At 70.6% G+C, this 26,036-nt stretch carries 19 protein-coding genes and 1 pseudogene; 8 read left to right on the plus strand and 12 right to left on the minus strand.

Going from position 1 to position 26,036, the window contains the following annotated elements:
• Positions 1-24: 24 nt before the first annotated feature.
• Complete coding sequence (locus Q9K23_RS15065; protein WP_020790600.1) at positions 25-696, plus strand: hypothetical protein; 672 nt, start codon at positions 25-27, stop codon at positions 694-696.
• Between the two features lie 1,013 nt (positions 697-1,709).
• On the opposite strand, the gene Q9K23_RS15070 is transcribed toward Q9K23_RS15065, so the two are convergent.
• Positions 1,710-2,486: a class I SAM-dependent methyltransferase gene (locus Q9K23_RS15070; protein ID WP_020790598.1), complete on the minus strand. Its 777-nt coding sequence runs from the start codon at positions 2,484-2,486 to the stop codon at positions 1,710-1,712.
• Positions 2,487-2,604: 118 nt separating this feature from the next.
• Here Q9K23_RS15070 and Q9K23_RS15075 point away from each other — a divergent pair, with 118 nt between their 5' ends.
• Positions 2,605-3,087, plus strand: a complete 483-nt coding sequence (locus Q9K23_RS15075) for a hypothetical protein (protein WP_053776340.1) — start codon at positions 2,605-2,607, stop codon at positions 3,085-3,087.
• An 11-nt stretch (positions 3,088-3,098) separates the two neighbouring features.
• Here the strand turns inward: Q9K23_RS15075 and Q9K23_RS15080 are convergent, their stop codons facing one another.
• A complete protein-coding gene (locus Q9K23_RS15080; protein ID WP_305950181.1) occupies positions 3,099-5,306 on the minus strand; it encodes a cation-translocating P-type ATPase in 2,208 nt (735 codons plus the stop codon).
• 3 nt (positions 5,307-5,309) lie between these two features.
• Positions 5,310-5,597, minus strand: coding sequence for a DUF1490 family protein (locus Q9K23_RS15085; RefSeq protein ID WP_053776341.1), 288 nt, complete (start codon positions 5,595-5,597; stop codon positions 5,310-5,312).
• Between the two features lie 164 nt (positions 5,598-5,761).
• Here Q9K23_RS15085 and Q9K23_RS15090 point away from each other — a divergent pair, with 164 nt between their 5' ends.
• A complete protein-coding gene (locus Q9K23_RS15090; RefSeq protein WP_053776342.1) occupies positions 5,762-6,898 on the plus strand; it encodes a glycosyltransferase family 4 protein in 1,137 nt (378 codons plus the stop codon).
• A gap of 50 nt (positions 6,899-6,948) precedes the next feature.
• Here Q9K23_RS15090 and Q9K23_RS15095 read toward each other — a convergent pair whose 3' ends face one another.
• Positions 6,949-8,760 (minus strand): hypothetical protein, encoded by a 1,812-nt coding sequence (locus tag Q9K23_RS15095; protein WP_305950182.1) that lies wholly within the window; start codon positions 8,758-8,760, stop codon positions 6,949-6,951.
• A gap of 38 nt (positions 8,761-8,798) precedes the next feature.
• A complete protein-coding gene (locus tag Q9K23_RS15100; RefSeq protein WP_020793533.1) occupies positions 8,799-9,737 on the minus strand; it encodes a CoA ester lyase in 939 nt (312 codons plus the stop codon).
• Between the two features lie 122 nt (positions 9,738-9,859).
• Here Q9K23_RS15100 and Q9K23_RS15105 point away from each other — a divergent pair, with 122 nt between their 5' ends.
• Positions 9,860-11,125 (plus strand): polysaccharide biosynthesis protein, encoded by a 1,266-nt coding sequence (locus Q9K23_RS15105; RefSeq protein WP_305950183.1) that lies wholly within the window; start codon positions 9,860-9,862, stop codon positions 11,123-11,125.
• Here the strand turns inward: Q9K23_RS15105 and Q9K23_RS15110 are convergent.
• On the minus strand, positions 11,114-12,394 hold the full coding sequence (locus Q9K23_RS15110; RefSeq protein WP_082365716.1) for a DUF3068 domain-containing protein: 1,281 nt from the start codon (positions 12,392-12,394) through the stop codon (positions 11,114-11,116). The genes Q9K23_RS15105 and Q9K23_RS15110 overlap by 12 nt on opposite strands.
• A gap of 145 nt (positions 12,395-12,539) precedes the next feature.
• On the opposite strand from Q9K23_RS15110, the pseudogene Q9K23_RS15115 reads away from it, so the two are divergent.
• Positions 12,540-13,589: pseudogene (locus Q9K23_RS15115) on the plus strand (acyltransferase); the annotation flags it as partial.
• Positions 13,590-13,600: 11 nt separating this feature from the next.
• Here the strand turns inward: Q9K23_RS15115 and Q9K23_RS15120 are convergent.
• The 4 genes from Q9K23_RS15120 to Q9K23_RS15135 are packed head-to-tail and all read right to left on the minus strand — an operon-like array spanning position 13,601 to position 19,885.
• Complete coding sequence (locus Q9K23_RS15120; protein ID WP_305950184.1) at positions 13,601-17,944, minus strand: DUF3367 domain-containing protein; 4,344 nt, start codon at positions 17,942-17,944, stop codon at positions 13,601-13,603.
• A gap of 43 nt (positions 17,945-17,987) precedes the next feature.
• Complete coding sequence (locus Q9K23_RS15125) at positions 17,988-18,188, minus strand: DUF2613 domain-containing protein (protein WP_053776343.1); 201 nt, start codon at positions 18,186-18,188, stop codon at positions 17,988-17,990.
• A 48-nt stretch (positions 18,189-18,236) separates the two neighbouring features.
• Positions 18,237-19,313, minus strand: coding sequence for an FUSC family protein (locus Q9K23_RS15130; protein WP_053776344.1), 1,077 nt, complete (start codon positions 19,311-19,313; stop codon positions 18,237-18,239).
• A gap of 14 nt (positions 19,314-19,327) precedes the next feature.
• Complete coding sequence (locus tag Q9K23_RS15135) at positions 19,328-19,885, minus strand: universal stress protein (RefSeq protein ID WP_059037275.1); 558 nt, start codon at positions 19,883-19,885, stop codon at positions 19,328-19,330.
• Positions 19,886-19,914: 29 nt separating this feature from the next.
• Here Q9K23_RS15135 and Q9K23_RS15140 point away from each other — a divergent pair, with 29 nt between their 5' ends.
• Positions 19,915-21,147, plus strand: a complete 1,233-nt coding sequence (locus Q9K23_RS15140) for a glycoside hydrolase family 3 protein (RefSeq protein WP_305950185.1) — start codon at positions 19,915-19,917, stop codon at positions 21,145-21,147.
• Positions 21,148-21,249: 102 nt separating this feature from the next.
• Positions 21,250-21,855 carry a TetR/AcrR family transcriptional regulator gene (locus Q9K23_RS15145; RefSeq protein WP_020793375.1) on the plus strand — a complete coding sequence of 202 codons (606 nt, stop codon included), beginning with the start codon at positions 21,250-21,252 and terminating at the stop codon, positions 21,853-21,855.
• A 247-nt stretch (positions 21,856-22,102) separates the two neighbouring features.
• On the opposite strand, the gene Q9K23_RS15150 is transcribed toward Q9K23_RS15145, so the two are convergent.
• Positions 22,103-22,990: a MaoC/PaaZ C-terminal domain-containing protein gene (locus Q9K23_RS15150; protein WP_053776384.1), complete on the minus strand. Its 888-nt coding sequence runs from the start codon at positions 22,988-22,990 to the stop codon at positions 22,103-22,105.
• Positions 22,990-24,354 (minus strand): 3-oxoacyl-ACP reductase, encoded by a 1,365-nt coding sequence (locus Q9K23_RS15155; RefSeq protein ID WP_053776348.1) that lies wholly within the window; start codon positions 24,352-24,354, stop codon positions 22,990-22,992. The genes Q9K23_RS15150 and Q9K23_RS15155 overlap by 1 nt, the downstream gene beginning before the upstream one ends.
• A 137-nt stretch (positions 24,355-24,491) precedes the next feature.
• On the opposite strand from Q9K23_RS15155, the gene Q9K23_RS15160 reads away from it, so the two are divergent.
• On the plus strand, positions 24,492-25,787 hold the full coding sequence (locus tag Q9K23_RS15160) for an acetyl-CoA C-acetyltransferase (RefSeq protein ID WP_020791080.1): 1,296 nt from the start codon (positions 24,492-24,494) through the stop codon (positions 25,785-25,787).
• The last annotated feature ends 249 nt before the right edge of the window (positions 25,788-26,036 follow it).

Consider the following 26,036-nt stretch of genomic DNA (forward strand, 5'->3'; position numbering starts at 1 on the left):
CGGTCATTTGGCAGAATCGTCGACATGACCCAACCGCCGGGGGAGCCCAGAGACCCGAATCAGCAACCGCCGCACACGCGTGCATTCGGGCCCGACGACAATCCGGCGATCCCGCCGGAGACGTCGTACGGCTACTCCGCGGCACCGCCACCTCCACCGCCCGGGAACGGGGGTCCCGGCGGGTCGAACGGCGCTCCCGACGGTGGTGGCGGCGGGAATCGGCGCACCCTGTACCTGTCGCTCGCGGCGCTCGTCGCACTGATCCTGGTGATCGGGCTCGCCGCACTGATCGTCAAGGGCGAGGGCGACGACACGTCCGCCACGGGTTCGGCCACGTCCACGGTGACGTCGTCGCCGACCACCTCGACGACGAGCACCAGCACCACCAGTCCGACGACGCAGGAGACCACCACCACGCCCACCACGACCGTGGTCGCCGGGTCGGTGGTCTACCAGCTCACCGGTAACGGCGACGTGATCGGGCTGCGCTACCGCAGCGGTGGGGATTCGGTGTTCGTCGCCGCAACCGGTACCCCGTGGTCGCAGAACACGCGTGTCGACGACGGCAACGCCGAACTGACCGCGATCGTCGTCCGCGGCCCGGTGACCTGCACGATCATGCAGGCCGGCGAACTGCTCTCGTCGGCCACCAGCAACGGCGGCCCGCTACGGTGCGGAGCCCAGCTACCCGGGTAGGCGCACTGGCGATCTCGTGAGGTTGTCGATATCGATCAGACACCGGCACACGATGATTGAGCCGACGAGGAGCGTAGCGACGAGGCGTGTCGAAATCTCCGTCGGCCGACCTGGTCCGTCGGATTGAGCTTGTCGAGATCAACCATAGTGTCTCAACGAGCCACGGGGGCACGATGATTGAGCCGATGAGGAGCGTAGCGACGAGGCGTGTCGAAATCTCCGTCGGCCGGGTTGCTGAGGTGGCCACCTCTGAGGTGGTCGGCCCCTGACGTTGGCTGCGGAGATTTCGACTCGGGTCCTCGCGATGCTCGGTCCCGGCTCAATCATCGTGGAAGGCGCGGCTCAATCAGTATCTCCTGGTGGGTGGTTGGGCTGATGAGGAGCGTAGCGACGAGGCGTGTCGAAATCTCTGTCGGCTGGGTTGTTGAGGTGGCCGCCTCTGAGGTGGTCGCCCTCAGGCGTTGGCTGTGGAGATTTCGACTCGGGTCCTCGCGATGCTCGGTCCCGGCTCAATCATCGTGGAAGGCGCGGCTCAATCAGTATCTCCTGGTGGGTGGTTGGGCTGATGAGGAGCGTAGCGACGAGGCGTGTCGAAATCTCTGTCGGCTGGGTTGTTGAGGTGGCCGCCTCTGAGGTGGTCGCCCTCAGGCGTTGGCTGTGGAGATTTCGACTCGGGTCCTCGCGATGCTCGGTCCCGGCTCAATCATCGTAGAAGGCGCGGCTCAATCGGTAACGCCTAGTGGGTGGTTGGGCCGATGAGGAGCGTAGCGACGAGGCGTGTCGAAATCTCTGTCGGCTGGGTTGTTGAGGTGGCCGCCTCTGAGGTGGTCGGCCCCTTGACGTTGGCTGCGGAGATTTCGACTCGGGTCCTCGCGATGCTCGGTCCCGGCTCAATCATCGTAGAAGGCGCGGCTCAATCGGTAACGCCTGGTGGGTGATTGGGCCGACGAGGAGCGTGGCGACGAGGCGTGTCGACATCGCCGCCGGTCGCGCTGCTCGACCGGGTGGTGGTACTACCTCTTCTGCAGCACCACAACGAGATTGGTGGCAACGACTTCGCGTAACACCGGGATTCGCAGCACCCACCATGCCCATGCGGGCACGTACCGGGGGAAGGTGGCGACGACGTCGGCGACATCGGTGCGCGACCTCGCCCACCGGAGTCCCTCGGTGGCAGTGACCTTGAACAGGGAAGTGCCGTAGAGGTTCTTGGGCGGATGACCGTGGCGTCGGGTGTACCAGCGAGCCGCACGATGTCCGCCCGCGTAGTGGGTCAGCCCCATCTCGTGACCACCGAACGGCCCCCACCACAACGTGTAGCTGACGATCACGATCCCGCCCGGGCGTGTCACGCGGATCATCTCGTCGGCCATCTCCCATGGCCGTGAGGTGTGTTCGACGACGTTGGACGACAGGGTGATGTCCATCGACCCGTCGGCGAACGGCAGATGCTGACCCGACGCCCGCACGGTACCGCGGTGCTCGAGACCGCCGGCGTGCATCTCGGTGGGATCGGGCTCGGCCGCCAGATAGCGGGCACCCCGCGCATCGAAGGCGTCGGCGAAGTAGCCGGGCCCGCCACCCACGTCGAGGATCACCGCGCCATCGAGACCGCCGGTCGCGTCGTCGGCGGCGAAGGCCTCGACCATCCGGGCGGTGTCCTCGGCGAGCGCGCCGTAGAACCGGGCCGGGTCGGTCTGCTCGAATCGGAAGTCGGAGAGGAGGCCGACGGCCCGGCGGAAGGTGGCGATCTGCGCGAACCGTCGCGTCGAGGTCTGGGCTCTGGACACCCGGTCGAGTCTAGGGTGTGGCCGGGGACCGCCCGACACCCCGCACTATCGAGAACAGTTGTCGAAAAGGTTAGGCTGCGAACAGGCCGATCACCCCCGGACCAGAGGAGCGTCACCGATGACGATCGTTTCCCTGACCACCGACCTTCCGCTCTCCGCCGCGCGCGTGCGTGAACTCGCCGCCGTCCCCGAGGTCATGCAGTTCGTGCTGGCCCCCGTGCTGAGCTTCTCGATGGAGCAGGCGCCGCCGCCCGACGCCGCCGTCACACCGGGGTTCCGGGCACGCGGACGGGTGCGCTGGCTGGGGGTGATCCCGTCCTGGACACATCAGATCGAGATCGTCCGCCTCGACGACCTCGAGATCTACACCCGCGAACGCGGCGGTCCGGTCCATGTGTGGAACCACCGGTTGACCTTCGAACCGACATCGGCGACCACCTGCCGCTACACCGACGAGGTGGAGGTGGAATCCGGGGCCCGGGGTCTGGTGGCCGCGACATTCGTGCGGCTGATGTTCCGGCACCGCCATCGCCGGTGGCGGCTGCTCGTCTCGGTGCTGGCCGCCGAGCGCGACCGCACCGGGGCCGGTCGTCCCGGCTGACCGCCGCCCGGTCAGCCGCGATGCGGGGGCCGGGCAGGCTCGACCTGATACCGGATGAGGCGAGAGCTGTTGAGCACCACCGCGACCGACGACGCATTGTGCAGCACCGCCGCCAGCACCGGCGACAACGCACCACCCGCGCCGATTGCCAGCCCGAGCCCGTTGACCGCGATCGACATGCCGTAGTTCTGCCGGATCACCTCGACGGTGTGTGCACCGAGGTCCCGGATGTCGAGCAGCTTGCGCAGATCGTCGCCAGCCAGCGCGATGTCGGCGGTCTCCACCGCGACATCGGTACCGGCGAGACCCATCGCGATGCCGATGTCCGCGGCGGCCAGGGCGGGGGCGTCGTTGATGCCGTCGCCGACCATCGCCACCACGTGCCCCAGCGACTGGAGCTCGCGCACCACGGCCAGCTTGTCGTCGGGGGTCACCTCCGCCGCCCACCGGTCGATGCCCAGTTGCGCGGCGATGGTGGCGGCGGTGACCGGATGGTCGCCGGTCAGCATCGCGATCTCGGTGACACCGCTCGCACGCAGCGCATCGATCACCTCCCGCGCCTCGGGCCGCACCTCGTCGGACAGGCTGACCAGCCCCACCAGCGTGCCGTCCACGGCGAGCAGCAGCGGTGTCTCACCGGCGCGTCGCAACCGCTCCACCCAGCCCAGGGCGTCGTCGGAGATCGCCACACCATGCCGGTCGAGCAGGGACGGATTGCCGAGCAGCAACACCCGGCCGTCGTCGGCCCGGGTGCGCATACCCAGCCCGACGATGACCTCGCAGTCGGCATGGGTGGGGATCTCGATCCGCCGTTCCTCGGTCGACCGGATGACCGCCTCGGCCAGCGGATGACGCGAGTGGATCTCCGAACTCGCCGCATACGCGAGGACCTGCTCGGGCTGCCAGTCGCCGGAGAACGACACCACGTTGGTGACCACCGGACGTCCCACGGTCAGCGTGCCCGTCTTGTCGAAGACCATCGCCGAGATCCGCCCCGACGCCTCCAGGTGTGACCCGCCCTTGATCAGGATGCCGCGGCGGGCGCCGTTGCCGATCGCACCGCTGATGGCGGTCGGGGTGGACAGCCCCACTGCGCACGGGCACGCGATGAGCAGCATCGTCATCGCACGACGCAGATCCCGGGTGACCAGCAATGTCAGCGCCGACAACGCGAACGAGGCGGGGACGAAGCGCCGGGAGAAGTTCTCGCCGACGGTCTGGATGGGTGCCCGGTCGCGCTGCGCCTCCTCGACCCGGCCGATGATGCGGCCGATCGACGTGTCGTCTCCGACGGCGTCGGCGGTGATCACGATCCGTCCGGTGAGCACCACCGAACCGGCCTGGACGCGGTCGCCGACATCCTTGGTGACCGGCAGGTTCTCGCCGGTGAGGGCGGACTGGTCGACCACCGCCTGACCGTCGACCACCACCCCGTCGACGGCGACGGCGACCTGCTCGTGCACGATCACCGCGTCGCCGACACGCAGCGAGTCGACCGGCACTTGGATCTCGGTGCCGTCGTCGAGCCGCATCCACGCGGTGTCCTGGGTGCCGCGCAACAGGTCGGAGATGGCGCGGCGGGTGCGGCGCAGGGTGAGGTCCTGCAGGAACTCGCCGATGTTGAGCAGCCACAACACGGTCAGCGCGACGACGTTCTCGCGTAGTAGCAGGCTCGCGATGGTGGCCGCCGACACCAGGGCGTCGGTGCCGGCCCGCCCACCGCGCAACGAGCGCAGCGCGCCGCGGAGGAACGGATACCCGGCGAAGATCGTGACCCCGGTGGCGGCGGTGCGTGAGGCCGGACCGAGCAGCGGCGGGCGGCGGAAGCCGTAACGGCGGAAACCCAGCAGGACCAGGGCGCCGGCACCGATTCCCATGCGCAGCAGATCGGCGTTGGTGACATCGGCCGAGTGCGGTGTGCGGTCGGGCAGCCCGGCCCGGTCGACGACGGTGGCCGCGGCGATCGCCTGGTCGATGGCATCCCGGTCGGTGTCGGCTCGCAACCACACGATCACCGATGCGGTGCGCGGATAGGCGTGGACGGCGCGCACCCCGCCGACGTGCGCGACGCTCTCCTCGATCGCCACCGCACGCCGGTCGGCGTCGAATCGGCTGGTCACGCGCAGCCATGGCACGGTCAGGCGTATCCGTCCGGCGGCCGCGGACCGGACCGTGATGCCCAGCTCGGCGATGTCGACCGCCGCTGGTGGGGCGGGCACGGGTCAGTGATCGTGGTCGTGGGAATGGGTGACGGCGGTTCCCGGCGGTGTGGACTCCTCGCCGATCCGGTCCTTGGCCTCGGCGACGATGTCGGCGGTGTTGAGTCGCACCGACTCCGCGACCTCCTCGGCCTTGCGCGTCCCGCGCAGCCCCCACGCCGTGGCCACCACAGCCCCCTCGCGCAGCGGTGCCCGGCGCACGACGGCGCGAACCGCGTCGTAGGCGACGGCGCCGACCAACCCGGTCGCGACCGCCGTACCCGCCCTGCCGATCCATGCGTGAATTGCCATGTGCTTCCTCGAATCCTAAAGGCGTACAACGGAGTTCTCGCTTCTCCACGCTACTACGGGTCGCCGCCGGAACGCACCCTTCCGGTCACCTCGGATGGATCGGGGCGACGCCGGCATCCCGGTCTGCACCGCGCGGTCCACCCGGGTGGCTACCCTGTATCCCGATGACTCCTCCGTCCCGCGTGCTGCTGCTGTGCTGGCGCGACACCGGCCACCCGCAGGGTGGCGGCAGCGAGCGCTACCTCGAGAGCGTCGGCCGCGAGCTCGCCGCCCGCGGCTCCGACGTCACCCTCGTGACCGCGCAGTACCCCGGGGCGCCACGCACCGAACACCGCGACGGCGTGCGCATCCTCCGCGCAGGCGGACGCCTGGGCGTCTACCCGCGTGCGCTGCTGACGATCCTCGCCGGACGTCTCGGCCGGGGTCCGCTGGCCGGATACGCCCCCGACGTCGTGATCGACACCCAGAACGGGATGCCGTTCTTCGCCACCCTCGTCACCCGCGCACCGACCATCCTGCTGGTGCACCACTGCCATCGCGAACAGTGGCCGGTCGCCGGCCGCGCGCTCGGGCACCTCGGCTGGTTCCTCGAATCCCGGGTGTCGCCGTGGGTGCATCGCCGCAACCACTACGTCACCGTGTCGGCCCCGTCCAAACGCGAACTCGTCGACCTCGGCGTCGACGACGGCCGGATCACCGTGATCCGCAACGGGCTCGACCCCGTTCCCGCGGGCATACCCCCGCGACCCGCCGGGCCCGACGGCCCGGTCCGGATGTGTGTGCTGTCGCGGCTGGTGCCGCACAAACAGGTCGAACACGCCCTGATCGCCCTGGCCGACCTGCGCCGCGCCGGTGTCGACGTGGAACTCGACGTGATCGGTGGCGGATGGTGGTCGGACGAATTGATCTCCCGTGCACGCGATCTCGGCGTCGACGAGGCGGTGGACTTCCATGGACACGTCACCGAGACCGTCAAACACCAGATCCTGGCCCGGGCGCGCGTGCACCTCATGCCCTCACGCAAGGAAGGCTGGGGGCTCGCGGTGATGGAGGCCGCCCAGCACGGTGTCCCGACCATCGGCTACCGCAGTTCGGTGGGTCTGATGGATTCCGTCGAGGACGGCAAGACCGGTCTGCTCGTCGACGGGATCGACGAATTCACCAGCGCCGCCAGAAAACTCATCGACAACCCGGATGAGGCGAGCCGGCTCGGTGACGCCGCACACCGCAAGTCGCAGCGCTACTCGTGGGGTGCGACCGCCGACGAGATGCTGTCGGTGTTCGCGCGCTTGTGGCGTTAGGAGATGTTGCGGCGCTGGGAGATGTTGCGGCGCTGGGAGATGTTGCGGCGCTAGGAGATGCTGCGGCGCCAGAAGATGCTGCGGCGCTGAGGATTCTTACGGTATCGGCCCAGTGCGGCTCCGAGTACCGCACCTGTACCGGCCACGATGAGTGTGAGCCAGACGATGTGTGCTGTCCACGCGGCGGCACGTGCGGTGCTCGACGCGCGCTCGGTCCGGACGCCGTCGATCTGGAACAGGACGAGATCGTCCCCGGCGAAAACCGGTGCCCGCGTGGCGAGATCGTCCGGAACGCCGATGTCCTCGGAGCCCGTGCGTTCCACCAGGACCCACCCGACGCCGAGCCGGGCCAGCTCGGCGGGATCGCCACCGGTGGCCAGAACCGCATCCACCCGTTGCGCATCGGGGGCGGCCGGGTCGACCACCACGCCGTCGACGCGGAGCTCGCCCGACTCGATCACCGGGGCGGCCAGCATCCGGGCCGCCGGGTCGAGGGATACGGTGTCGGCGAATCGGTATCGGCGCACCGTATCCGACGGCCACAACGCCACCGCGCCCCGATCTGCGGGGACCATCGCGGCAACCGCCTGCCAGTCCGCCGGATAGTGCACCGGTGCCACTTTCCCGCCGACGCCCCAGGCCAGATCGGGTAGCGGCGCGACCACCAGCAGTCCGACCGCCGCGAGCGCGAAACCGGAAGGGACATGGCGTCGGAACACCGCGATCGCCCCGGCCGCACCCACCGCGAACAGCGGGGTGACCAGCGCCAGCCACTTCTGTGCGTCGCGGAGCAGGCCCGCACCGGGGATCGCGTCGATCACCGCACCCAGTACGGTGCGGCCGGCACTGGTGGCGGTCAGCGCCACCAGGACCACCGTCACCGCTGCCAGAATGCCCAGGGCGCACAGCATCCGGCGATCGGCCACGGCCATCGACGCCCGGCTGCGCCACACCCCGACCAACCCGACCACGATCACCACGAGCAGACATGCGGTGGCCACCGCGGCCCACCACATGGTGCGGCTGGCCGGGACGGCGTCGGCATTCCAGATCCCGCCCGATCCCAACGCGGTCCCCAGCGGTCCGAGGCCGGGCTCCGACCGCAGCCCGAACGCGCGGGCCCCCGCGGTGCCGTCGGAGGTCACCGACCCCGACCCGGCCGCCGCGGCGACCAGCCAGGGCGACGCCGAGAACAGCCACACCACAGCACAACCCGGGAGGATCCGGGGTGCCACCGCCGCCGCGGTCACCGCCGCCACGATCAGCGCCAGCACCGACCCGGTGGGGGTCAGCCCGGCCACCGCGAGCAGCCCGGCGAGCTGGACCCACCGCACCCACCGCGGTGACGGCCCCAGACCGGACGACCCCAGACCGGACGACCCCAGACCGGACGACCCCAGGCCGGACGACCGCAGATCGGCCACCCCGACGATGATCCAGCCGAGCGTCGCCCACCCGACCAGCAGGCTCCAGTGTCCCTGCAGCAGTCGTTCGGCCACATACGGATTCCACACCGACACCACCGCGGCGGCCACCGCCCCGGTGCGCCCGCCCTGCGGGACCAGCCGAAAGGCCAACCGGCCGAACCCGACCGCCGCGAACACCAGCGCGGCCGCCAGGATCACGACCACCACGATCCCGCCGTCGACCACCGAACTCGCGAGGGCGACGAACCAGTCCTGTGGCACCGCACGGGGAGCGAGGTCGCCGACACCCAGCGCGGCGTCGGTCACGAACGACCGCGGCGTCGACACCGCATCCCGGTACAGCAGGTGACCGGGGGTGGCGAGCGGCGCGAGGATCACCGCGGCCAGCACGAATCCGGTCAGGTACAGCACCGGCAGGACGCGCATGCGGGTCACGGTCGTCGATCCCTCACCGTGGCACCGCGACTCACCGGTCAGTAGTGGTAGGTGTCCGACGGCGGCGGAACATGGCCCGGGTCGACGTCGTAGTCGGACTCGACCACCGCGTAGGCGCGGGCCAGATCCAGGATCTTGGTGGCACGGGCGATACGCGGCAGATCCGAGCCGTTGCGGATCTCGCCGCCGGCACGCTCGAACTCGGCGAAGAACTCACGCGCCCAGGTGATGTCGTCCGGCGACGGCGAGAGGCCCTCGTTGACCGGGTGGCACTGATCCGGGGTGAGGCAGATCTTGCCGGTCATCCCGAACTCCACGCTCACCGCGGTGGCCTCCGACAGCTTCAGCGCACCCGATCCGACCGTCGGTCCGTCGATCGCGCTCGGCAGGTGTGCCGCCTTGGCCGCGATGGTGAACCGGGACCGCGCGTAGGCCAGGGTCATCGGGTTGTCGCCGAAGCCGGTGTCGCGGCGGAAGTCGCCGATGCCGAATGCCAGCCGGAAGGTGCCCTTGGCGGTGGCGATCTCGCTGATCCGCTCCAGCCCGCGCGCGGTCTCGACCAGTGCGACGATCGGCACGTTCGGCAGCCGCTTGGCGGTCTCGGTGACGTGGTCCATCGACTCGACCATCGCCAGCATGACCCCGCCGACCGACGTCTTCGACAACGCCTCGAGGTCGTCGGCCCACCACGGGGTACCGAAACCGTTGACGCGCACCCAGTCCCCGGCGCCGCCGGGATGGTCGTCGGACTTCTCGGCGAGCCACCGCACCACGTTGTCGCGGGCGGCCTCCTTGTCCTTGGGGGCGACGGCGTCCTCGATGTCGAGGACGACGATGTCGGCGCGCGAACGTGCAGCCGGTGCGAATCGCGCATACTGCGCGCCGTTCACCAGCAGCCAGCTTCGTGCGAGTACCGGATCGATCCGGAATCCGATGTCCGATGGATCGGTGTCAGTGGTGACGTTCTGGTCGTACATCCCTGGCCTTACCTCGTACCGTCGCCTGGCGGCGATGAACCACTCTCCATGGTTCCACACCCATCGCCCACGACGATCCCTACCCGGTCGCCCGCCACCGGCGGTCGGGCAGACTTGAGCACATGGTCGGTCCGGGGCGGGTACGTGGCGTGATCGGCGCCCTCGGCTGGGTCGCCGTGGGGTCGATGGTCGCCAACATCGCGGCCTATCTCGTCTACGTCGGGGCCGGTCGCTGGCTGCTGCCCGGCGACTACGGGCAGTTCGCGCGGTTGCTGTCGGCGATGCTGATCCTCGGCGTGCCCGCCCTCGCGCTGCAGGCGGTGATCGCGCGCGAGGTCGTCCGGGGCCGGGCAGGCAACCTGCGCCGGGTGTCGATCACCACCACCCTCGGGGTTCTCGTCACCGCTGCGATCGCGGTCCCGATCGTCGCCGCGGTCGCCGACACCGGTATCCCCGCCACCGTCGCCGCGCTCGCCGCCGCACCCCTGCTGGTGATCATCGCGGCCGGTCAGGGAGTGCTGCAGGGCCGCCAGGAGTTCCGGGCACTCGCCTGGGTGCTCGCCGTCGTCGGTGCGCTGCGCTCGGTGCCGATGCTGGTGGCATTCGCCGTGGGTGCCGGGCCGGCCGGCGGTCTGGCCGCCGGGACGCTCGGTGCGGTGGTGGCCGCGGGCATCGTCGGCGTGGCCGTCCGGGCCACCGGCACCGGCCCGCTCCATCCCGGCCGGGTCGGCCGGGATGGCGACGCCGACGGCGACGGTGCCCGTGATCGGGTGTCGGCGCTCAGCGTGCTGCGGGCGTCCCAGGTGCAGCTGGTGCTGATCGTCGCGGTGTCGATCGACCTGCTGCTCTCACGCACCGCTCTCGACGAGGTCGACGCCGGGATCTACGGCCTGGGTGCGGTGGCCACCAAGGCGGCGTTCTGGTTGCCGCAGGCGATCGGCGTGGTGCTCTATCCGCGGCTCGCCGACCCGGCCCGCTCGCGCACATCGCTGCGGCAGGCGGTCGCGGTGGTCGCCGGGATCGGGGTGCTGGTCACCGTGGGTGCCGGGGTGGCGGCACCGCTGGTGCCGATCGTGATCGGGGAGGAGTACCGGCCGCTCGTGGGCATCCTGTGGCTGTTCGCCTACACCGGCGCGGCGATGGCGGTGCTGCAGGTGGTGCTGCTCGCGGCGATCGCCGCCGACCGCACCCGGGTCGCCGTCGGGACCTGGGTCGCGGTGGTGATCGAGGCCGTCGTCACCGTGACCGTGGTGCATTCCATCGTCACGCTGGCCCTGACCGCGGCGATCACCGTGACCGTCGCGGCGGTGGGCACCGGGGTCTACTGCCTGCGGGTCATGTCCCCGACACCGGCACCGCCGTCTGAACCGGAGACGTCAGACGTCTGATCCGGCCCGGGATCCGTCGGCGTCGGTCCGGGCCTGGCCGGTCTCGGTCCCGTCGGTCTCGGTCTGGTCGGTCTGATGGTCGGGCGCATCGCCCCGGCCCCGGACCGTCAGCACCGCCCCGCCGACGACGGCCAGCACGCCCAGCACCCCGGCGGCTATCGGCACCACACGCCCCCAGATCACCAGCGGCGTCCCGAGCCGTTGCGCCTGGTCGGCGAGGTCGGCACGGGTCTGCCGGTCGTAGGCGAAGGTCGCGGTGAGATTGGTGAGCCGGTACCCGTCCAGCGTCGGATCGGCGATCCGATAGGCCTGGTCGACGTCGATCCGCTCGTCGACGATCACACCGGTCGCCTCGTCGACGGCGATCTCCCAGCGCGAGGTCTGATGCAGTGTCGCGGTGAGCGGACGGGCCGGGTCGCCGCCGACGCCGAACCACGACGCGGGCCGGGTGATCCGGGTGGCCGGCACCCCGGTGTCGGCGGCGCCCGCGCCGACCGCGTCGAGGTCGGTGTCGGGGACGTCGGCCACGAAGCGCAGCGCCGTACGTCCGTCCACCTGGGTCGTGCCGGTGTGGACCAGCGGCACCGACCGCCTGCTGACCGGGTCGAAGAACCGCAGGCCGTCGGCGTCGGTGCCGAACGGCAGCACATAGGTGTACCCGGTGCGGTCGGGAACCTGCACCGGAGCGGCGTGGCTGTCGTACTGGATCTCCGAATTACCGCGCACCCCAGAAGAATTCGCTCCCAGATCGGGTAGTGCGGTCCGACGGCCCAGGGTCACCCGGTCCTTGATCGCCGACAGCGTCGCGTCGGTACACGCCGGCTCGCCGTCGGCCGCGGGCTGCTCGGACCCGGGGCGCGGGGTGTCGGCGTCGACGCCGCGCCCGTCGAGCCAGATGCGTTCGGCCTGCACCGATGTCCCCGCCTGCAGGGTCACCACCCGCTTGTCCGACGGCTGCACCGCCACCACCCGCTGCTGACGCACCAGTTCGGCACCCACGGTGCGGGCGGCCGGCGAGTTCAGCGAGCAGCGGTCGAGGATCGTCGCATTCGGCTCGGGATCGCCGACACTCGTGGCGACCGTCGTGACGTCGGTGCTCAGCGGGATCAGCCGCATCTGGCCGACCAGCAGCGTCGGCAGCGCGAGGGCGGCGGCGATCAGGAATCCGCCGACGAAGACCAGGGTGGGGCCGATCAGATCGCGCGTCGACCACCGGCTCGATGCGGGTGGTGCGCTCACGGGAACGGGGCGGTCACCGGAATCGGGCATACGGCGAGGGTAGCGGCAGGTGAATCGGACACTCGCTACCCTGTGACCCAGCATGACCGCAGAACAGACCGCCAGCCCGGCAACCGCCGACACCGTCGAGGAGCAGACCCCCGAGTACCGGAGGTTCTTCCCGCAGCTCGAGGGGATGCGTGCGGTGGCCGCGATCGGTGTGCTCACCACCCACGTCGCCTTCCAGACCGGGGCGGTCGGCATCCCCGTGCTCGGCCCCGTCCTGGGCCGGCTCGATCTCGCGGTGGCGGTGTTCTTCGCGTTGTCGGGGTTCCTGCTGTGGCGTAACTGGGTGGCCGCGGCGCACCGGCAGGCGCGGCGTCCGGCGGTGCGCCGCTACCTGCGTCACCGCGTGGTCCGGATCTGGCCCGCCTATGTGGTCGTGGTGGTGGCCGTGCTCACCCTGCTGCCGGAGGCGCGGGGCGCCGACCTCACCGTCTGGCTCGCCAACCTGACCCTCACCCAGGTGTACGTGCCGCTGTCGCTGACCGCCGGACTGACCCAGATGTGGAGTCTGTCGGTGGAGATCAGCTTCTATCTGCTGCTCCCGTTTCTCGGGATCGGGCTGTTCCGGCTGCGCGGCACCCGTGTGGGTCTGCGGGTCCCGGTGCTCCTCGGGCTCGGGGTGATCAGCCTGGGCTGGGCGTGGGTGGGGCGCGCACTGCCGCTGCCCGACGGGACCGAACCCACCAACTGGGTGTTCGGGCACCTGCCGTGGTTCATCGCAGGCCTGCTCCTCGCCGAGGTGTCCGGTGCGGCCGAACTCGGCGGGTCGACACGCCTGACCCGGATGCTCGAGCGGGCCGGTGCCCGGCGCGGCGCGATGGGGCTGCTGTTCGTCGTCGCCTATGCCGCGGCGTGCACCCCGATCGCCGGGCCGACCGGCCTGGGTGACCTCGCGCCGTGGCAGTTCGCGATCAAGATGGTGCTCGGCGCCCTGTGTGGATTCGCCTTGCTGGCCCCGCTGGTGTGCGACGCCCCGTCCGGTCACCGCTCGACCGCCGCCCGACGACGGTTCCGGGTGCTCACCTCGCCGTGGATGCTGGCCCTGGGGCGTTGGTCGTACGGCATCTTCATCTGGCATGTCGCCGTCCTCGCGGTGGTCTTCGGGCTGTTCGGGATCATCCCGTTCGCCGGCGACACCCTGCTCGTGTGGTGTCTCACCCTGGCACTGAGCATCGGGGTGTCGGCGGCGAGCTATGCCTTCATCGAGGAACCGGCCCGGGACCGGTTGCGGCGCCGCGAGAGTGCGCGAATCCGGTCCCGCCAGGCGGTTGCGGGTCCGTCGGATGCCGTCGCGTCGACGACCGGGGCGAGCAGTGCCGAGACCATCACCGACGACACCGCGACCAGAGCGGGCAACTGAACCCACCACGAGAAGCCGTGATAGCCGGTCGGTGACTGCCACGGACCCGACGCCAGGCCGACGGTGGCGAGCATCATCGCGACGAACACCGTCACCACCACCGCGGGCGGCCGGAGCACGAGTACGCCGACGCCGGTGACGATTCCGACCCCGAGCACCCACCATCCGCCGAGCAACCAGCACGCACCCAGCCAGCCGACGGCGCCGACGACCGCTGACGCGGTGCCGGGGACCGGTGCGGGTGACTGATCGTCCGCGACGGTGTGCTCGGCGGTGAGCGTGTCGCCGGCGGGTTCGGGATCGTCGCTGTGGTGCCGTGATCGACGGGGGCCGAAGGCGAGTGCGAACAGTGCTGCCAGGAGCACGAATCCGACGACCAGCGACCAGCGGTAGAGGCTGTCGTAGCGGAACGACAGGGTCACGGTGCCGGACTCGCCGGCCTCGACGATCCAGCCCTGCTGCCAGCCGTCGACCACCACCGGTTCCAGGGTGTGCCCGCCGAGTTCGGCCACCCAGCCCGGGTTGGTGCTCTCCGGGACCGACAGGATGCGTTGCACGGCAGCGGAATCCACGGTGACGGTGCGGGCGGTGGCCGCCCAGGTACCGGTCTCGGGATACTGCGTCCCGGCCGCGTCGCCACCGGTCGTAGCGGCGCCGGTTCCGGCGACGGGCAACCACACGGCGTCGACGGTGAACGCCGATCCCGGGTTCGCCGACAACTCCTGTTCTCCCGCACCGAGACCCACCGGCACCGCCGAGCAGGGGCGGGCCACCACCGGTTCGCCGGCGCGCAGCGCGGCGGCCGTCGTGTGTACCGACATCCCGATCACCTGGCCCGACACGGTGATCCCGATCCCGGCGTCGCAGCCGATGTCGATCGGCCGGTCGGCGGCGGGCGCGGCCGGCGGCGCCGGGGTGATCTGTACCTCGGCGATGCCGACCGGTGCGGGACTGGTGAATCCGAGGCTGTTCACGTCGAGCAGGTCGGTACGGTCGAGCAGACCGATCTTGATGGTGTCGGTGACCGCCGGGGTCAGAGTGACCACGCCGTCCTCACCGAGGGTGTGTTTCTGCGGGCCGGTGCCGAGGTCCACCGACACCCGGGTCGGCGCCGCGGGATATCCCTCGGGGGTGATGATCCGCAGCGACTCGACGGTCTGCGGTGCGGGCAGCCGCAGCGTGAGCGTCGGTGATGCACCCTTCTTCTCGGGTTCGGCTGCGGTCCACACGGTTCCGGGATCGCCATCCACCGCGGCCGACGCCGATGCCCGCGGATCGTTGACCGTCGACGCACCGGATGCGCGGATGCCGCGCGCCGCCGACAGCAGTGCGTCGAGTCCGTCGCCGGGGGTCGGGCGCAGCACCATCGTCGGCTCGACCGCCGTCGCCGACGGCACCGACAAGGCGCGGGTCAGCACTCCCGGGTTCTCCGGTGCCAGTCCGAGGCCCGGGGCGCAGTGCTCGCGGGCGCGGCGGTCCTGGCCGGCCGGTTCGGTCACACATGCCGATCGTCCCGAGAGTTCCTGGGTGAGCAGCCATCCCGACACCGGGGTGTCGGCGGGCAGCTCGGGCAGCACCACGCGGTGGCGGATGGACAGCGGCATCCCGGAGGCCAGGTCCACCACGCCGACCTCGGCGAGGGCGAACTGATTTCCCGCCGTGCCGTCGTCGGTGGCGATGGCCGTGATCTGCACCCAGCGGGTCGGCCCGCTGGGGGCGGTGACGGTCACCGGTTTCCCCGGCTCCAGGCCGGAGGCGACGGTGGTGCCCGCCTCGGTGGTCACCAGCACCGACGTCACATCCGGCCCCAGGGCCTTGGCGGTGGTCAACTGTAGGGCCAGATCCCTTTGCGGAGAATCGAAGTCGAGTCGAAGCCACCGGCCGACGGCGGAGGAAAGGCCACTGCTCGCCCAGGCCGTGGACGGATTGCCGTCGAATGCCGCGGCCGCCGAGCTCGCCGGTGACGTCTGGCCCGGCTGGGTGGCGTCGGCCGCCGACCCCGACGTCGACACCCGCACCTCGCCGGGCCGGTTGTCGAGCAGCCACTGCCCCTCGGTGAGCGGCTGGTCCTCGACCGGGTAATCCGGTGCGGCGTTCTGGGTTCGCCGTGCATCGTCGGGGGAGCGGATCGCCGAGCTGTGGTCGTCGACCCGGCCGAAGTCCACCTCGCGGTCGGCGGGGGTGTCGGTCACCACGACCGGCCCGGCGGCCAGCCCGGCCCGCCGGGCATCGGATTCCAGCAGTACCGGACCCAGCGCGGGCTCACCCAGGCGTGCCCGTGCATCGTTCAGTGCGGCAACGGCTTCCGGTCCGCCGGCGATGCGGGTCATCGGAGCGGTCGCCGACAGGCGCGGTCCGGTGCCGGTGTCGCCGTCCACCGCATAGATCTGGACGGCGGGCATCGGTGGCCGTAACCCGTTGTCGCGCACCACGCCGTCGACCGATGTCTGGCTGACCTGGGGGCCGAAGGTCGCCACCCGGTGCAGGCCCGGCGAGCCGTCGAGGGCCTGCTGGGCGAGCAGCGGGCGGGCCGATCGTGACGTCTCCGGGTCGAGATCGGCGCGCAGCACCACGAATCCGATGCCCTGCCCGCTCAGGGTCGCGGCCAGGCCGGGTGACGGCCGGCCGTTCGCGAGATCGCGTTGTACCGCGTCCAGCGCGCGGATCGCGCCCGGCGGGGTCAGCGGGATCGCGTCACGCACCGCCCACGGCGTCCCCGACAACGGCTGCAGGACCTCGTCGCGGGTCAGTCCCCACAGCTGGTCGGCGAACGGCGAACCGGGAACCACCAGAGCACGTCTCGGCGCACCCGAGTCGGTGCCGGAATGCTCGTCGAGCCACTGCGCGGTCTGCCGCCAGTATCCCGGCAGCGCCTTGTAGGCGCCGTCGGGGGTGAGCTGGCCGGTCCACATCAGCGAGCCGGCACCCACCAGGGCGACCACGACGACCACCGCGGCGGCGACCGGCCGGGACCGTTGCGGATGTGCGAACGCCGACAGCCATTCCCGTCGGGGCGCGGCGGCCGGGAACGGGACCCGCGCCAGCAGATGCGCCAGCCCGAGGACCAGGGGCAGCCGCAGGAACGGCTCGAACTTGTGGATGTTGCGCAGGAAGGCGCCGGAGCCGTCCAGGAATGCGCGAACCGGTTCGGCGACGGGCGAACCCAGCCCGCCGGCGTATCCGCTGCACATGAGCACCAGGCCGACCCCGAGGATCACCACCCAGCGGCGTCGGAACGGCATGTGCCGCATACACAGTCCGGCCAGCCCGGCCGCGGCGAGGGTGCCGGTGGCCAGGACGGCGGCCGGCTGGGTGACGAGCACCGCACCGGCGACCCGTTCGGGGGAGACGAACGGTGTCCACGACGACGTCCCGCGCAGCACCTCGGTCAGCGACGCCCACTGGGTGGTGACCCGCGACGACTCGATGAAGTCCAGGAACGGTGGGGACACCCGCGACAGGATCAGCAGCGGCACCACCCACCACGCGCACGCCAGGACCGCCGCACCCGTCCAGGCGAGGCCGAACCGCCACCAGCGGCGCAGGTCGCCGCGTGCACACAGCAGGAACCACACCACCGACACCCCGACCGCGGCGAGGGTGGCGACCGCGTTGACCGCACCCATCAGTGCCACCGCCACCCCCGAGCGTGCGGCATGGCGCCACAGCGGCGTGCCGTCGTCGGGATGGTCGAGGGCCCGGACCACCGGGGCCAGCACCCACGGTGCGAGCATCATCGGCAGCGTCTCCGACGAGATCGACCCCAGGGTGGTCAGGACACGCGGGGAGAGCACGAACACGATGCCGGCCAGCACCCGCGAGCCGGGTGACCCGATCCGCAGCGCCTCGGCCAGCCGCACCACGCCGACGAAGCCGACGGTCAGCAGCAGCGCCCACCAGAGTCGCTGGGTCACCCAGGGCGGCACCGCGAGGAGGTCGCCGAGCGCGAAGAACGCGCCGTGTGGGAAGAAATAGCCGTAGGCCTGGTTCTGGACCTGCCCGAGCGGGGCTTGCGGTGTCCAGAGGTGTGCCGCGCGGGCCAGGAAGCCGATCGGGTCGGCGGTGAGATCGAGTTTGGTGTCGGCGGCGATCAGCCCGGGGGACTGCAGGAAGGAGACCAGCAGTGCGACGACGGCCGCGGTCGCGACGCCGCGCGGCCCCAACCGGCGGGTCACCGCGGCAGTGGACGGCGCGGTGATGCCGGGGAGGTCGGGCCGGTCACTGGGTGTCGCCGGCGCCGCCCCGTGAGCCGTAGTCGACCGAACCCTGTACGAAACCGTTGGTGGGGTTGATGTTGTTGACGTCGGTGGACGGGCTGTTCTCCGCAGACAGGAAGCCGCCGAGGAACACCGCACCGAGTCCGACGACGATGCCGGCGACTCCGGCGACGGCTCCGGCGATCAGGCGGTTGTTGCGCATGGGCTAGAAACTACCATCGCGACGCGGCAGGGCCGGCAGGTCACGCGATCACCGGTGGGTCGGCCCGAGCAGCCGGGTGGCGGCGGCCGAGGCGAGGGCGACCGCACACCCCACGCCGACGCCGATCAGCGTCTCCATCAGCCGGTCGGTGATCAGGCCGCCGGGTGGCTGCGGGGCGGCGAGATCCACCATGATCAGGGCGGCCAGGGTGATGAACATCGATGCGATGGCGTAGTGCCACTGGATGCACAGTTCCACGGCGGCCTGGCAGATGACGGCGAGGACCAACAGCACCGCGGTGGGTGTTCCGACCAGGAACAACACACCCACCACCAGCACCCCGACCACCGTCCCGGCCAGGCGCTGCACGCCACGGGCCAGGCGGAAGTAGGTGTTCTGGCCGGTCACGGCGGTGAGTGCGGCCACCGATGCCCAGTACCAGTGCCCGGAGAGGGCGACGATCGCGGCGAGCCCGCCGAGAAAGGCGGTGACGCCCATCACCAGGGCCGCCGTGCCGGCGGTCGGCGGTGGATCCCACCCGGGTGGCCGTCCGCCGAAGTCGCGCAGCGGCATCTCCCGCAGTCCGAGTCCGATCACCACCAGCACGCTGAAGCCCACGGTGGCGGCGCCGACACCGGCTGCGGCGGCGAACGAGGCGGCGGTCGCGGGCACCGACGCGCACGCGCCACCGCCGAACACCGCGAAGATCGCGCCGGGCGGGGTCCAGCCGAGCCCGAACGAGAGATGGGCGACGACGGCGGCGACGACGCCGATCACCGCCGCACGCACGATCAGGGGTGCGTCCAGGTAGGACAGCAGCGTGCCCAGCAGCATCGACACGACGATCGCCGTCCCCGCGCCGAGCTGGACCCACATCCGCTTGCGGTGATCGTCGTAGCGGCCGTAGACCGCGGCGAATGCACCGAATCCGGCATACAGCGCCCACTCGAGCCGGTCGGCCGCCACGAGCACCGTGAGGGGTACGGCCAGGCCGATCGCCGCACGGGTGGCGGCGCCGAGGGGACGTCCGCGCGGACCGAACGAGACCGTGGCATGCCAGAGGGGGGTGAGGTGGCCGCGCATCATCCGGAGTCGGGTCGCACCGGGATCGTCGTCGGGTCCCACCGGAATCGTCGTCGCTACGGCGTGACGCTGGGTTGCTGGTCGCAGGAGGCCGGGACGATGAACACCGGGCGGTGGCAGTGCCGGAGGACGCGTTCGGCGACGCTCGAGTGCAGCAGTGCCTTGAGGCCGGTGTCGCCGCGGGTACCGGTCACCAGCAGGTCGACGTCGAGGGCGTCGGCGGCGGCGACCAGCGCACCCCACACCGTCGACTCCACCTCGACCAGCGTGCCGGTGGCCTCGAGCCCGGCGTCGCGGGCCATCGCCACGCCGCGGGCGTTGATCTCGGCGGCCTCCTCACGCAGCGAGTCGTCGACCTCGATCTCCAGTGGCGCGGTGTCGACGAAGGGCTGGATCCCGGCGGAGAGGGTGGACATCCGGGTGGGGCTGAGGGCACCGGGCTGCCATGCGGTCACCACATGGGCGATCGGCGCGCGCAGGAACTGTCCGGCATAGACGACGGCGCGTTCGGCGTTGGGGCTGCCGTCGAAGGCGATCATCAGGGCCTGTGCGCGCCCTGGGTCGGCGCGACCGGGGCCGGGCCGGGACGCTGCGGAAATGGACCGCGAATCCATGTTCCGAGGGTACATGCCAGACTCGTGCCATGGGCTCAACTCGACGACGTCGAACCCGCACCGTCCGCGACCTGCTGTGCCTGGTCACCGCACTCGGCACGGTGACGGCGATCCTCACCGCGTGTGACTCCGACCCGTCGCCGGCCGCCGGGGGGACCTCGTCGGCGACGACCACCGCGTCGTCGCGGTCGGCGCCGTCGAGCGCCGCGTCGAGCAGTCCGGCCTCGGCCTCGGTGGTGCCGGTGGGCTGCGGTGCCGACGAACTGGAGTCGATGACGCTGCGGCAGAAGCTCGGCCAGTCGATCGTGGTCGGCGTGACCGGGACCGCCGATGCGCTCTCGCTGGTCTCGGCCGAGCCGGTCGGCGGCATCTTCATCGGCAGCTGGACCGACAAGTCGATCCTGACCGACCCCGCCGCCCTGAAGAAGGTCCAGGCGAAGTCGACGGTGCCGCTGATGGTCACCGTCGACCAGGAGGGCGGCCGGGTGTCGCGGCTGTCCTCGCTCGGTATCGACAGCCCGTCGGCGCGGGAGCTGGCCCGTACGCAGACCCCCGAGCAGGTGCGGGCCCTGGCCACCCGGCTGGGCGAACAGATGAAGGCCAAGGGCATCACCGTCGACTTCGCCCCCGACGTCGACGTCAGCGACGAGGCCGACGACGAGGTGATCGGCGACCGCTCGTTCTCCGACGACCCGGAGACCGTCACCCGCTACGGGCAGGCCTTCGCCGAGGGGCTGCAGGCGGCCGGAATCATGCCGGTGTACAAGCACTTCCCGGGCCACGGTCACGGGTCGGGCGACTCTCATCTGGGCGTGGTGCGCACGCCGCCGCTGAATCAGCTGATCGGCTCCGACCTGGTTCCGTACAAGACGCTGCTGCGCGACCCGGGCAATGCCGGGGTGATGGTCGGCCACCTCATCGTGCCGGGGCTGACCGTCGGCGACACCCCGGCGAGCCTGAGCGCCAAGGCGATCGGGATGCTGCGCTCCGGGCAGCCCTATGGCGGCCCGGCGTTCGACGGCGTCGTGTTCTCCGACGACCTGTCCGGGATGGGGGCCATCACCCAGCGGTATCCGCTGCCCGAGGCGGTGCAGCGGTTCCTGGTCGCCGGCGGCGACATCGCGCTGTGGATCAGCACCGATGCGGTGCCCGCGGTGCTCGACCGGCTCGAGGCCGCCGTCCGCTCCGGGAAGCTGAGCGAGCAGAAGGTCAACGCCTCGGTGGTGCGCATCCTGCGTGCCAAGGGGCAGCTGACCTGCTGATAGAGTCGGACGATCGGCCTCCGGACGAAGCATGAACTTACTGCCTGGTAAGTTTGCGGGTAGGGTAGCTCGATACCCTGCCAAGAATGTCTGGAGGCGACGATGGTCGGCGGAACCAAGCGACTGCCACGCGCGGTGCGCGAGCAGCAGATGCTCGACGCCGCGGTCACGGTGTTCGCGGAGAACGGTTTCCGGGACGCATCCATGGATTCCATCGCCGCGCAGGCGCAGATCTCCAAGCCGATGCTGTACCTGTACTACGGCTCCAAGGAGGAGCTGTTCAGCGCATGCATCGCCCGTGAGTCCGGCCGGTTCATCGATGCGATGGCGACGGGATTCGACCCCGGCCTGCGCCAGAGCGAGCAGGCGCGCACCGTGGTCCGCGAGTTCCTCCGCTATGTCCACGAGCACCGCGAGTCCTGGCGGGTGCTCTACCGCGTCGCTGTCGGCACCACGAACTTCGCCGGCATCGTCACCGAGAGCCGTGAGCGTGTCGTCGAGGCCGTCGCCGGGTTGATCCGCCGCGGTACCACCGTCGAGAGCGCCCGCGACATCGACTTCGAGCTGACCGCCGTCGCGCTGGTCGGGGCCGGTGAGGCCGTCGCCGACCGGATCAGCGAGGGCGACGTCGACCTGGAGACCGCCACCGACCTGCTGGTCGGTATCACCTGGCGCGGCCTGAAGGGTGTCGGCGTCCACACGCCCTGACCCTGCGCCCCGACGGCATCGGCACCGGGCAACTGCGCGCGCATCTCCGCGCTGCGCGGTCATCTCCCATCTGCGTGGTGGATTCACCGCGCAGATGAGTACTGCGTGGGGATCTCCGGTCCCCCCGCCCCGGTACCGGTTCTTCCGCCGCACCGGACACACTCCTCGCCGCGCAAACGCAGATCCGCCCCACCACGGTGATCTGTGGTGGGGCGGATCTGTGGTGCGGTGACGCGCGGAGCCGGACTCAGCCCTCCCGGGTGGTCGCGGTCAGGTGCGGATAACCCTTGCGCCGGTTGAGGATCGAGATGTCGAAGCCGCCGGGTCCGCCGGTGCGGTGGGTGTACACGTTCACCTTGGCGGGCAACAGGATCGGCTTGCCCCATCGGGTGGTGTAGACGACGTTGCCGGGCAGCTGGGCCTCGACGTTGGCCACAGCCGCTGCGGCACTCCACATTCCGTGTGCGATGGCCTTCGGGAAGCCGAATGCCTTGGCCGGCAGGTCGCCCATGTGGATCGGATTGCGGTCACCCGATGCCGCCGCGTACTCACGGATGCGGTGCAGGTCCACGGCCAGAACCGAATCCGGCGGCGGCGGGGCCTGCTCGCGCGGTTGCGGGCCGCGCGGGGCATCCGAGAGGCTGGTGCGCTGCTGGGTGAGGAAGGTGGCCACCTGCCGGGTCACCAGCTCGGAGCCGACGGTGAACTCGCTGATCATGTCGACCAACATGCCCTTGCGGTGCTCACGCAGGTTCTCCGCGTGTGTCTCGATGGTCAGCGGCTCGTCCACACCGATCGGCCGCAGCCGATGGACGGTGTTCTCCAGATGCACCGAACCGACTGCACCGAAAGGGAAGTCGTCGTCGGTCATGATCTTCATCGCGAGCGGGAACTGCAGGACGAACGGATAGGTGATCGGTAGCGTCGCGCCGAACCGCTGACCGGTCGCCCGGGTGTAGGCCAACAGGGCGTCGGCGTCCACCCGGACGTTCTCGAGGCGGTAGCGGGTGTCGGGCAGCGGTGTGTCCGGGCGTACCGGACCCGACTTGCCGATCACCGGCAGCATGGCGGCCACGGCCTTGCCGTAGACCTCGACGGTCGACGGCGGGCCGTCGAGGACGATGGTCTTGCTCATCACGCCCCCAGGAAGCCCTGGCCGCACACGCGCACCACGTTGCCGGTGATCGCATTGCTGGCCGGGTTGGCGAAGTAGGCGACGGTCTCGGCGACGTCGACGGTCTGGCCGCCCTGCTGCAGCGAGCTCATCAGGCGGCCCGCCTCCCGGGTGGCCAGCGGGATGGCCGCGGTCATCTTGGTCTCGATGAAGCCGGGTGCGACGGCGTTGATGGTGATGCCCTTCTCGGCGAGGATCGGGGCGTAGGCGTCCACCAGACCGATGACGCCGGCCTTGGAGGCGCCGTAGTTGGTCTGGCCGCGGTTGCCCGCGATACCGGCGATCGACGACACGTCCACGACGGCACCGCCGGCGCGCAGGGCGTCCTTGGCGACGAGTGCGCCGACCAGCTGCTGCGGGGCGATCAGGTTGACCGAGATCACCGAGTTCCAGCGGGCGTCGTCCATGTTCGCGAGCAGCTTGTCGCGGGTGATGCCGGCGTTGTTGACGATGATGTCGATGCCGCCGTGACGCTCCAGGGCGTGCTCGGCGAGCTTGTCCCCGGCGTCGGGGGCGGACACGTCCAGCGGGAAGGCGGTGCCGCCGACCCTGTTGGCGGTCTCGGCGAGTGCCTCACCGGCGGCCGGGATGTCGGCGCAGATGACGTGCGCGCCGTCGCGGGAGAGGACCTCGGCGATGGTCGCGCCGATGCCGCGGGCGGCACCGGTGACCACGGCGACCTTGCCCTCGAGCGGACGATCCCAGCTCGCGGGGGCGGTCGCGTCGGCCGCGCCCACCCGGATCACCTGGGCGTCGACGAATGCCGACTTCGCCGACAGCACGAAGCGCAGCGTCGACTCCAGGCCGGTCAGACCGGTCTTGGCGTCGGGGGAGACGTACACCAGCTGCACGGTGGAACCCTTGAGCAGCTCCTTGCCGAGCGAGCGGGTGAAGCCCTCGAGGGCGCGCTGGGCGACGTGCTCGTCGGGGTCGGTGATCAGCTCCGGGGTGGTGCCGATGACGACGAACCGCGCGCAGGCGGCGGTGGAGCGCATGACGGGCTGGAAGAACTCGAACAGCTGCTCCAGCTCGGCCGGCTTCGTGATGCCGGTGGCGTCGAAGACCAGGCCGCCGTACTTGTCGGCGCTGCGGCCGGTGGTGGCGTTCTGGATCAGGGTGTAGTCGTCGTCGGCGAGGATCTCGCGCAACGGCTCGACCAGCCGGCCCTGTCCGCCGAGCAGCACGGGGCCGGGCAGCGGCGGCTCGGACGGCTTGTAGCGGCGCAGCCTCGGCGGCACGGGCAGGCCGGCCTGCTTGGCGATGAACGCACCGGGTCCGGAGTGGACGAAGCTCGAGTACAGGCCGGGGTTGGCGTTGGCAGCCACGTGGATCTCCTCTGTCTGATTCGCACGTCTCGTGCTGGATTGTCGGCGTCCACCCGGGTGGCCGCCGTTCGACAACGAACTTACTCTGGAGTAAGAATACGCTATAGACACCAATCGACACCCCTGGGAGTTCTCTCGTGGCCAACACACCCAAGACCCGCACCGAGCGTCCGGTCGCGATCCTCGGCGGCAACCGCATCCCGTTCGCGCGGCAGGACAAGGCATACGCCAAGGTCAGCAACCAAGACATGTTCACCGCGGCCCTCGACGGGCTGGTCGGGCGCTTCGGCCTGCAGGGTGAGCAGCTCGGCATGGTGGCCGGTGGCGCGGTGCTCAAGCATGCACGTGATTTCAATCTCATCCGCGAATGCGTCCTCGGCTCGGCGCTCTCGCCGTACACCCCGGCCTTCGACATCCAGCAGGCCTGCGGCACCGGCCTGCAGGCGATCACCGCGGTCGCCGACGGCATCGCACGCGGGCGTTACGACGTCGCCGTCGGCGGTGGCGTGGACACCACCTCCGACGCCCCGATCGGTGTCTCGGAGGGAATGCGTCGTCAGCTCCTCGAGGTCAACCGCGCCCGCTCCACCAAGGACCAGCTGCTCGGCGTGCTGAAGGTGCTGCCGCAGCTCGGTATCGAGATCCCGCGCAACGGTGAGCCCCGTACCGGGATGTCGATGGGTGACCACGCCGCGATCACCGCCAAGGAGTTCGGCATCAAGCGGGCCGATCAGGACGCGCTCGCCGCCGCCAGCCACCAGAAGATGGCCGCCGCCTACGATTCCGGTTTCTTCGACGACCTGATCACCCCGTTCCTCGGGCTGACCCGCGACCAGAACCTGCGCGGCGACTCCACCGCCGAGAAGCTGGCCAAGCTCAAGCCGGTCTTCGGGGTCTCCCTCGGCGACGCCACCATGACCGCGGGCAACTCCACCCCGCTCACCGACGGCGCGTCGACGGTACTGCTGTCGACCGACGAGTGGGCGCAGGAGAAGGGGCTGCCGGTGCTCGCCTACTTCGTCGACTCCGAGACCGCCGCCGTCGACTACGTCAACGGCCCCGACGGTCTGCTGATGGCCCCGACCTACGCGGTGCCGCGCCTGCTGGCCCGCAACGGGCTCACCCTGCAGGATTTCGACTTCTACGAGATCCACGAGGCATTCGCATCGGTCGTGCTCGCGACGCTGCAGGCCTGGGAGTCCGAGGAGTACTGCAAGGAGCGCCTCGGCCTGGACAAGGCGCTCGGCTCGATCGATCGCGCCAAGCTCAACGTCAACGGCTCGTCGCTGGCGGCCGGCCACCCGTTTGCCGCGACCGGCGGCCGGATCGTCGCGCAGGCCGCCAAGCAGATCAAGGAGAACGGCGGCGGTCGCGCGCTGATCTCGATCTGTGCCGCCGGTGGACAGGGCGTCACCGCGATCATCGAGGGCTGAGTTCCGGTAGGCCTCACCAGTGGCTCGAGCGGCCCCACCGTCCGGTGTTTCCGGCGGTGGGGCCTTTCGTCTGCCGGCGCCGGTCCGGGGTGTGACGTAGATCGCAATATACACACGGCAGAACCTGTATGGTCGCTCTGACCTGCGCAAACGTGACGCCTGGCAGTCGTTGTCGAAGGATCGTCAATCGTTGGATATCGATTTGCAAACAGTTGGGCGTGGGGGGCTGTAACGCCCGGCAGGAGCGGG

It is taken from the genome of Gordonia sp. NB41Y (genome assembly GCF_030718915.1).
In the GTDB taxonomy this organism is placed as follows: Bacteria; Actinomycetota; Actinomycetes; order Mycobacteriales; family Mycobacteriaceae; genus Gordonia; species Gordonia desulfuricans.

What these genes read in the sequence shown, in the direction of transcription:
- Q9K23_RS15065 (WP_020790600.1), top strand. Translation starts at nt 25, where the DNA reads ATGACCCAACCGCCGGGGGAGCCCAGAGACCCGAATCAGCAACCGCCG.
- Q9K23_RS15075 (WP_053776340.1), top strand. Translation starts at nt 2,605, where the DNA reads ATGACGATCGTTTCCCTGACCACCGACCTTCCGCTCTCCGCCGCGCGC.
- Q9K23_RS15085 (WP_053776341.1), bottom strand. Translation starts at nt 5,597, where the DNA reads ATGGCAATTCACGCATGGATCGGCAGGGCGGGTACGGCGGTCGCGACC.
- Q9K23_RS15090 (WP_053776342.1), top strand. Translation starts at nt 5,762, where the DNA reads ATGACTCCTCCGTCCCGCGTGCTGCTGCTGTGCTGGCGCGACACCGGC.
- Q9K23_RS15100 (WP_020793533.1), bottom strand. Translation starts at nt 9,737, where the DNA reads ATGTACGACCAGAACGTCACCACTGACACCGATCCATCGGACATCGGA.
- Q9K23_RS15105 (WP_305950183.1), top strand. Translation starts at nt 9,860, where the DNA reads ATGGTCGGTCCGGGGCGGGTACGTGGCGTGATCGGCGCCCTCGGCTGG.
- Q9K23_RS15110 (WP_082365716.1), bottom strand. Translation starts at nt 12,394, where the DNA reads ATGCCCGATTCCGGTGACCGCCCCGTTCCCGTGAGCGCACCACCCGCA.
- Q9K23_RS15125 (WP_053776343.1), bottom strand. Translation starts at nt 18,188, where the DNA reads ATGCGCAACAACCGCCTGATCGCCGGAGCCGTCGCCGGAGTCGCCGGC.
- Q9K23_RS15135 (WP_059037275.1), bottom strand. Translation starts at nt 19,885, where the DNA reads ATGGATTCGCGGTCCATTTCCGCAGCGTCCCGGCCCGGCCCCGGTCGC.
- Q9K23_RS15140 (WP_305950185.1), top strand. Translation starts at nt 19,915, where the DNA reads ATGGGCTCAACTCGACGACGTCGAACCCGCACCGTCCGCGACCTGCTG.
- Q9K23_RS15145 (WP_020793375.1), top strand. Translation starts at nt 21,250, where the DNA reads ATGGTCGGCGGAACCAAGCGACTGCCACGCGCGGTGCGCGAGCAGCAG.
- Q9K23_RS15150 (WP_053776384.1), bottom strand. Translation starts at nt 22,990, where the DNA reads ATGAGCAAGACCATCGTCCTCGACGGCCCGCCGTCGACCGTCGAGGTC.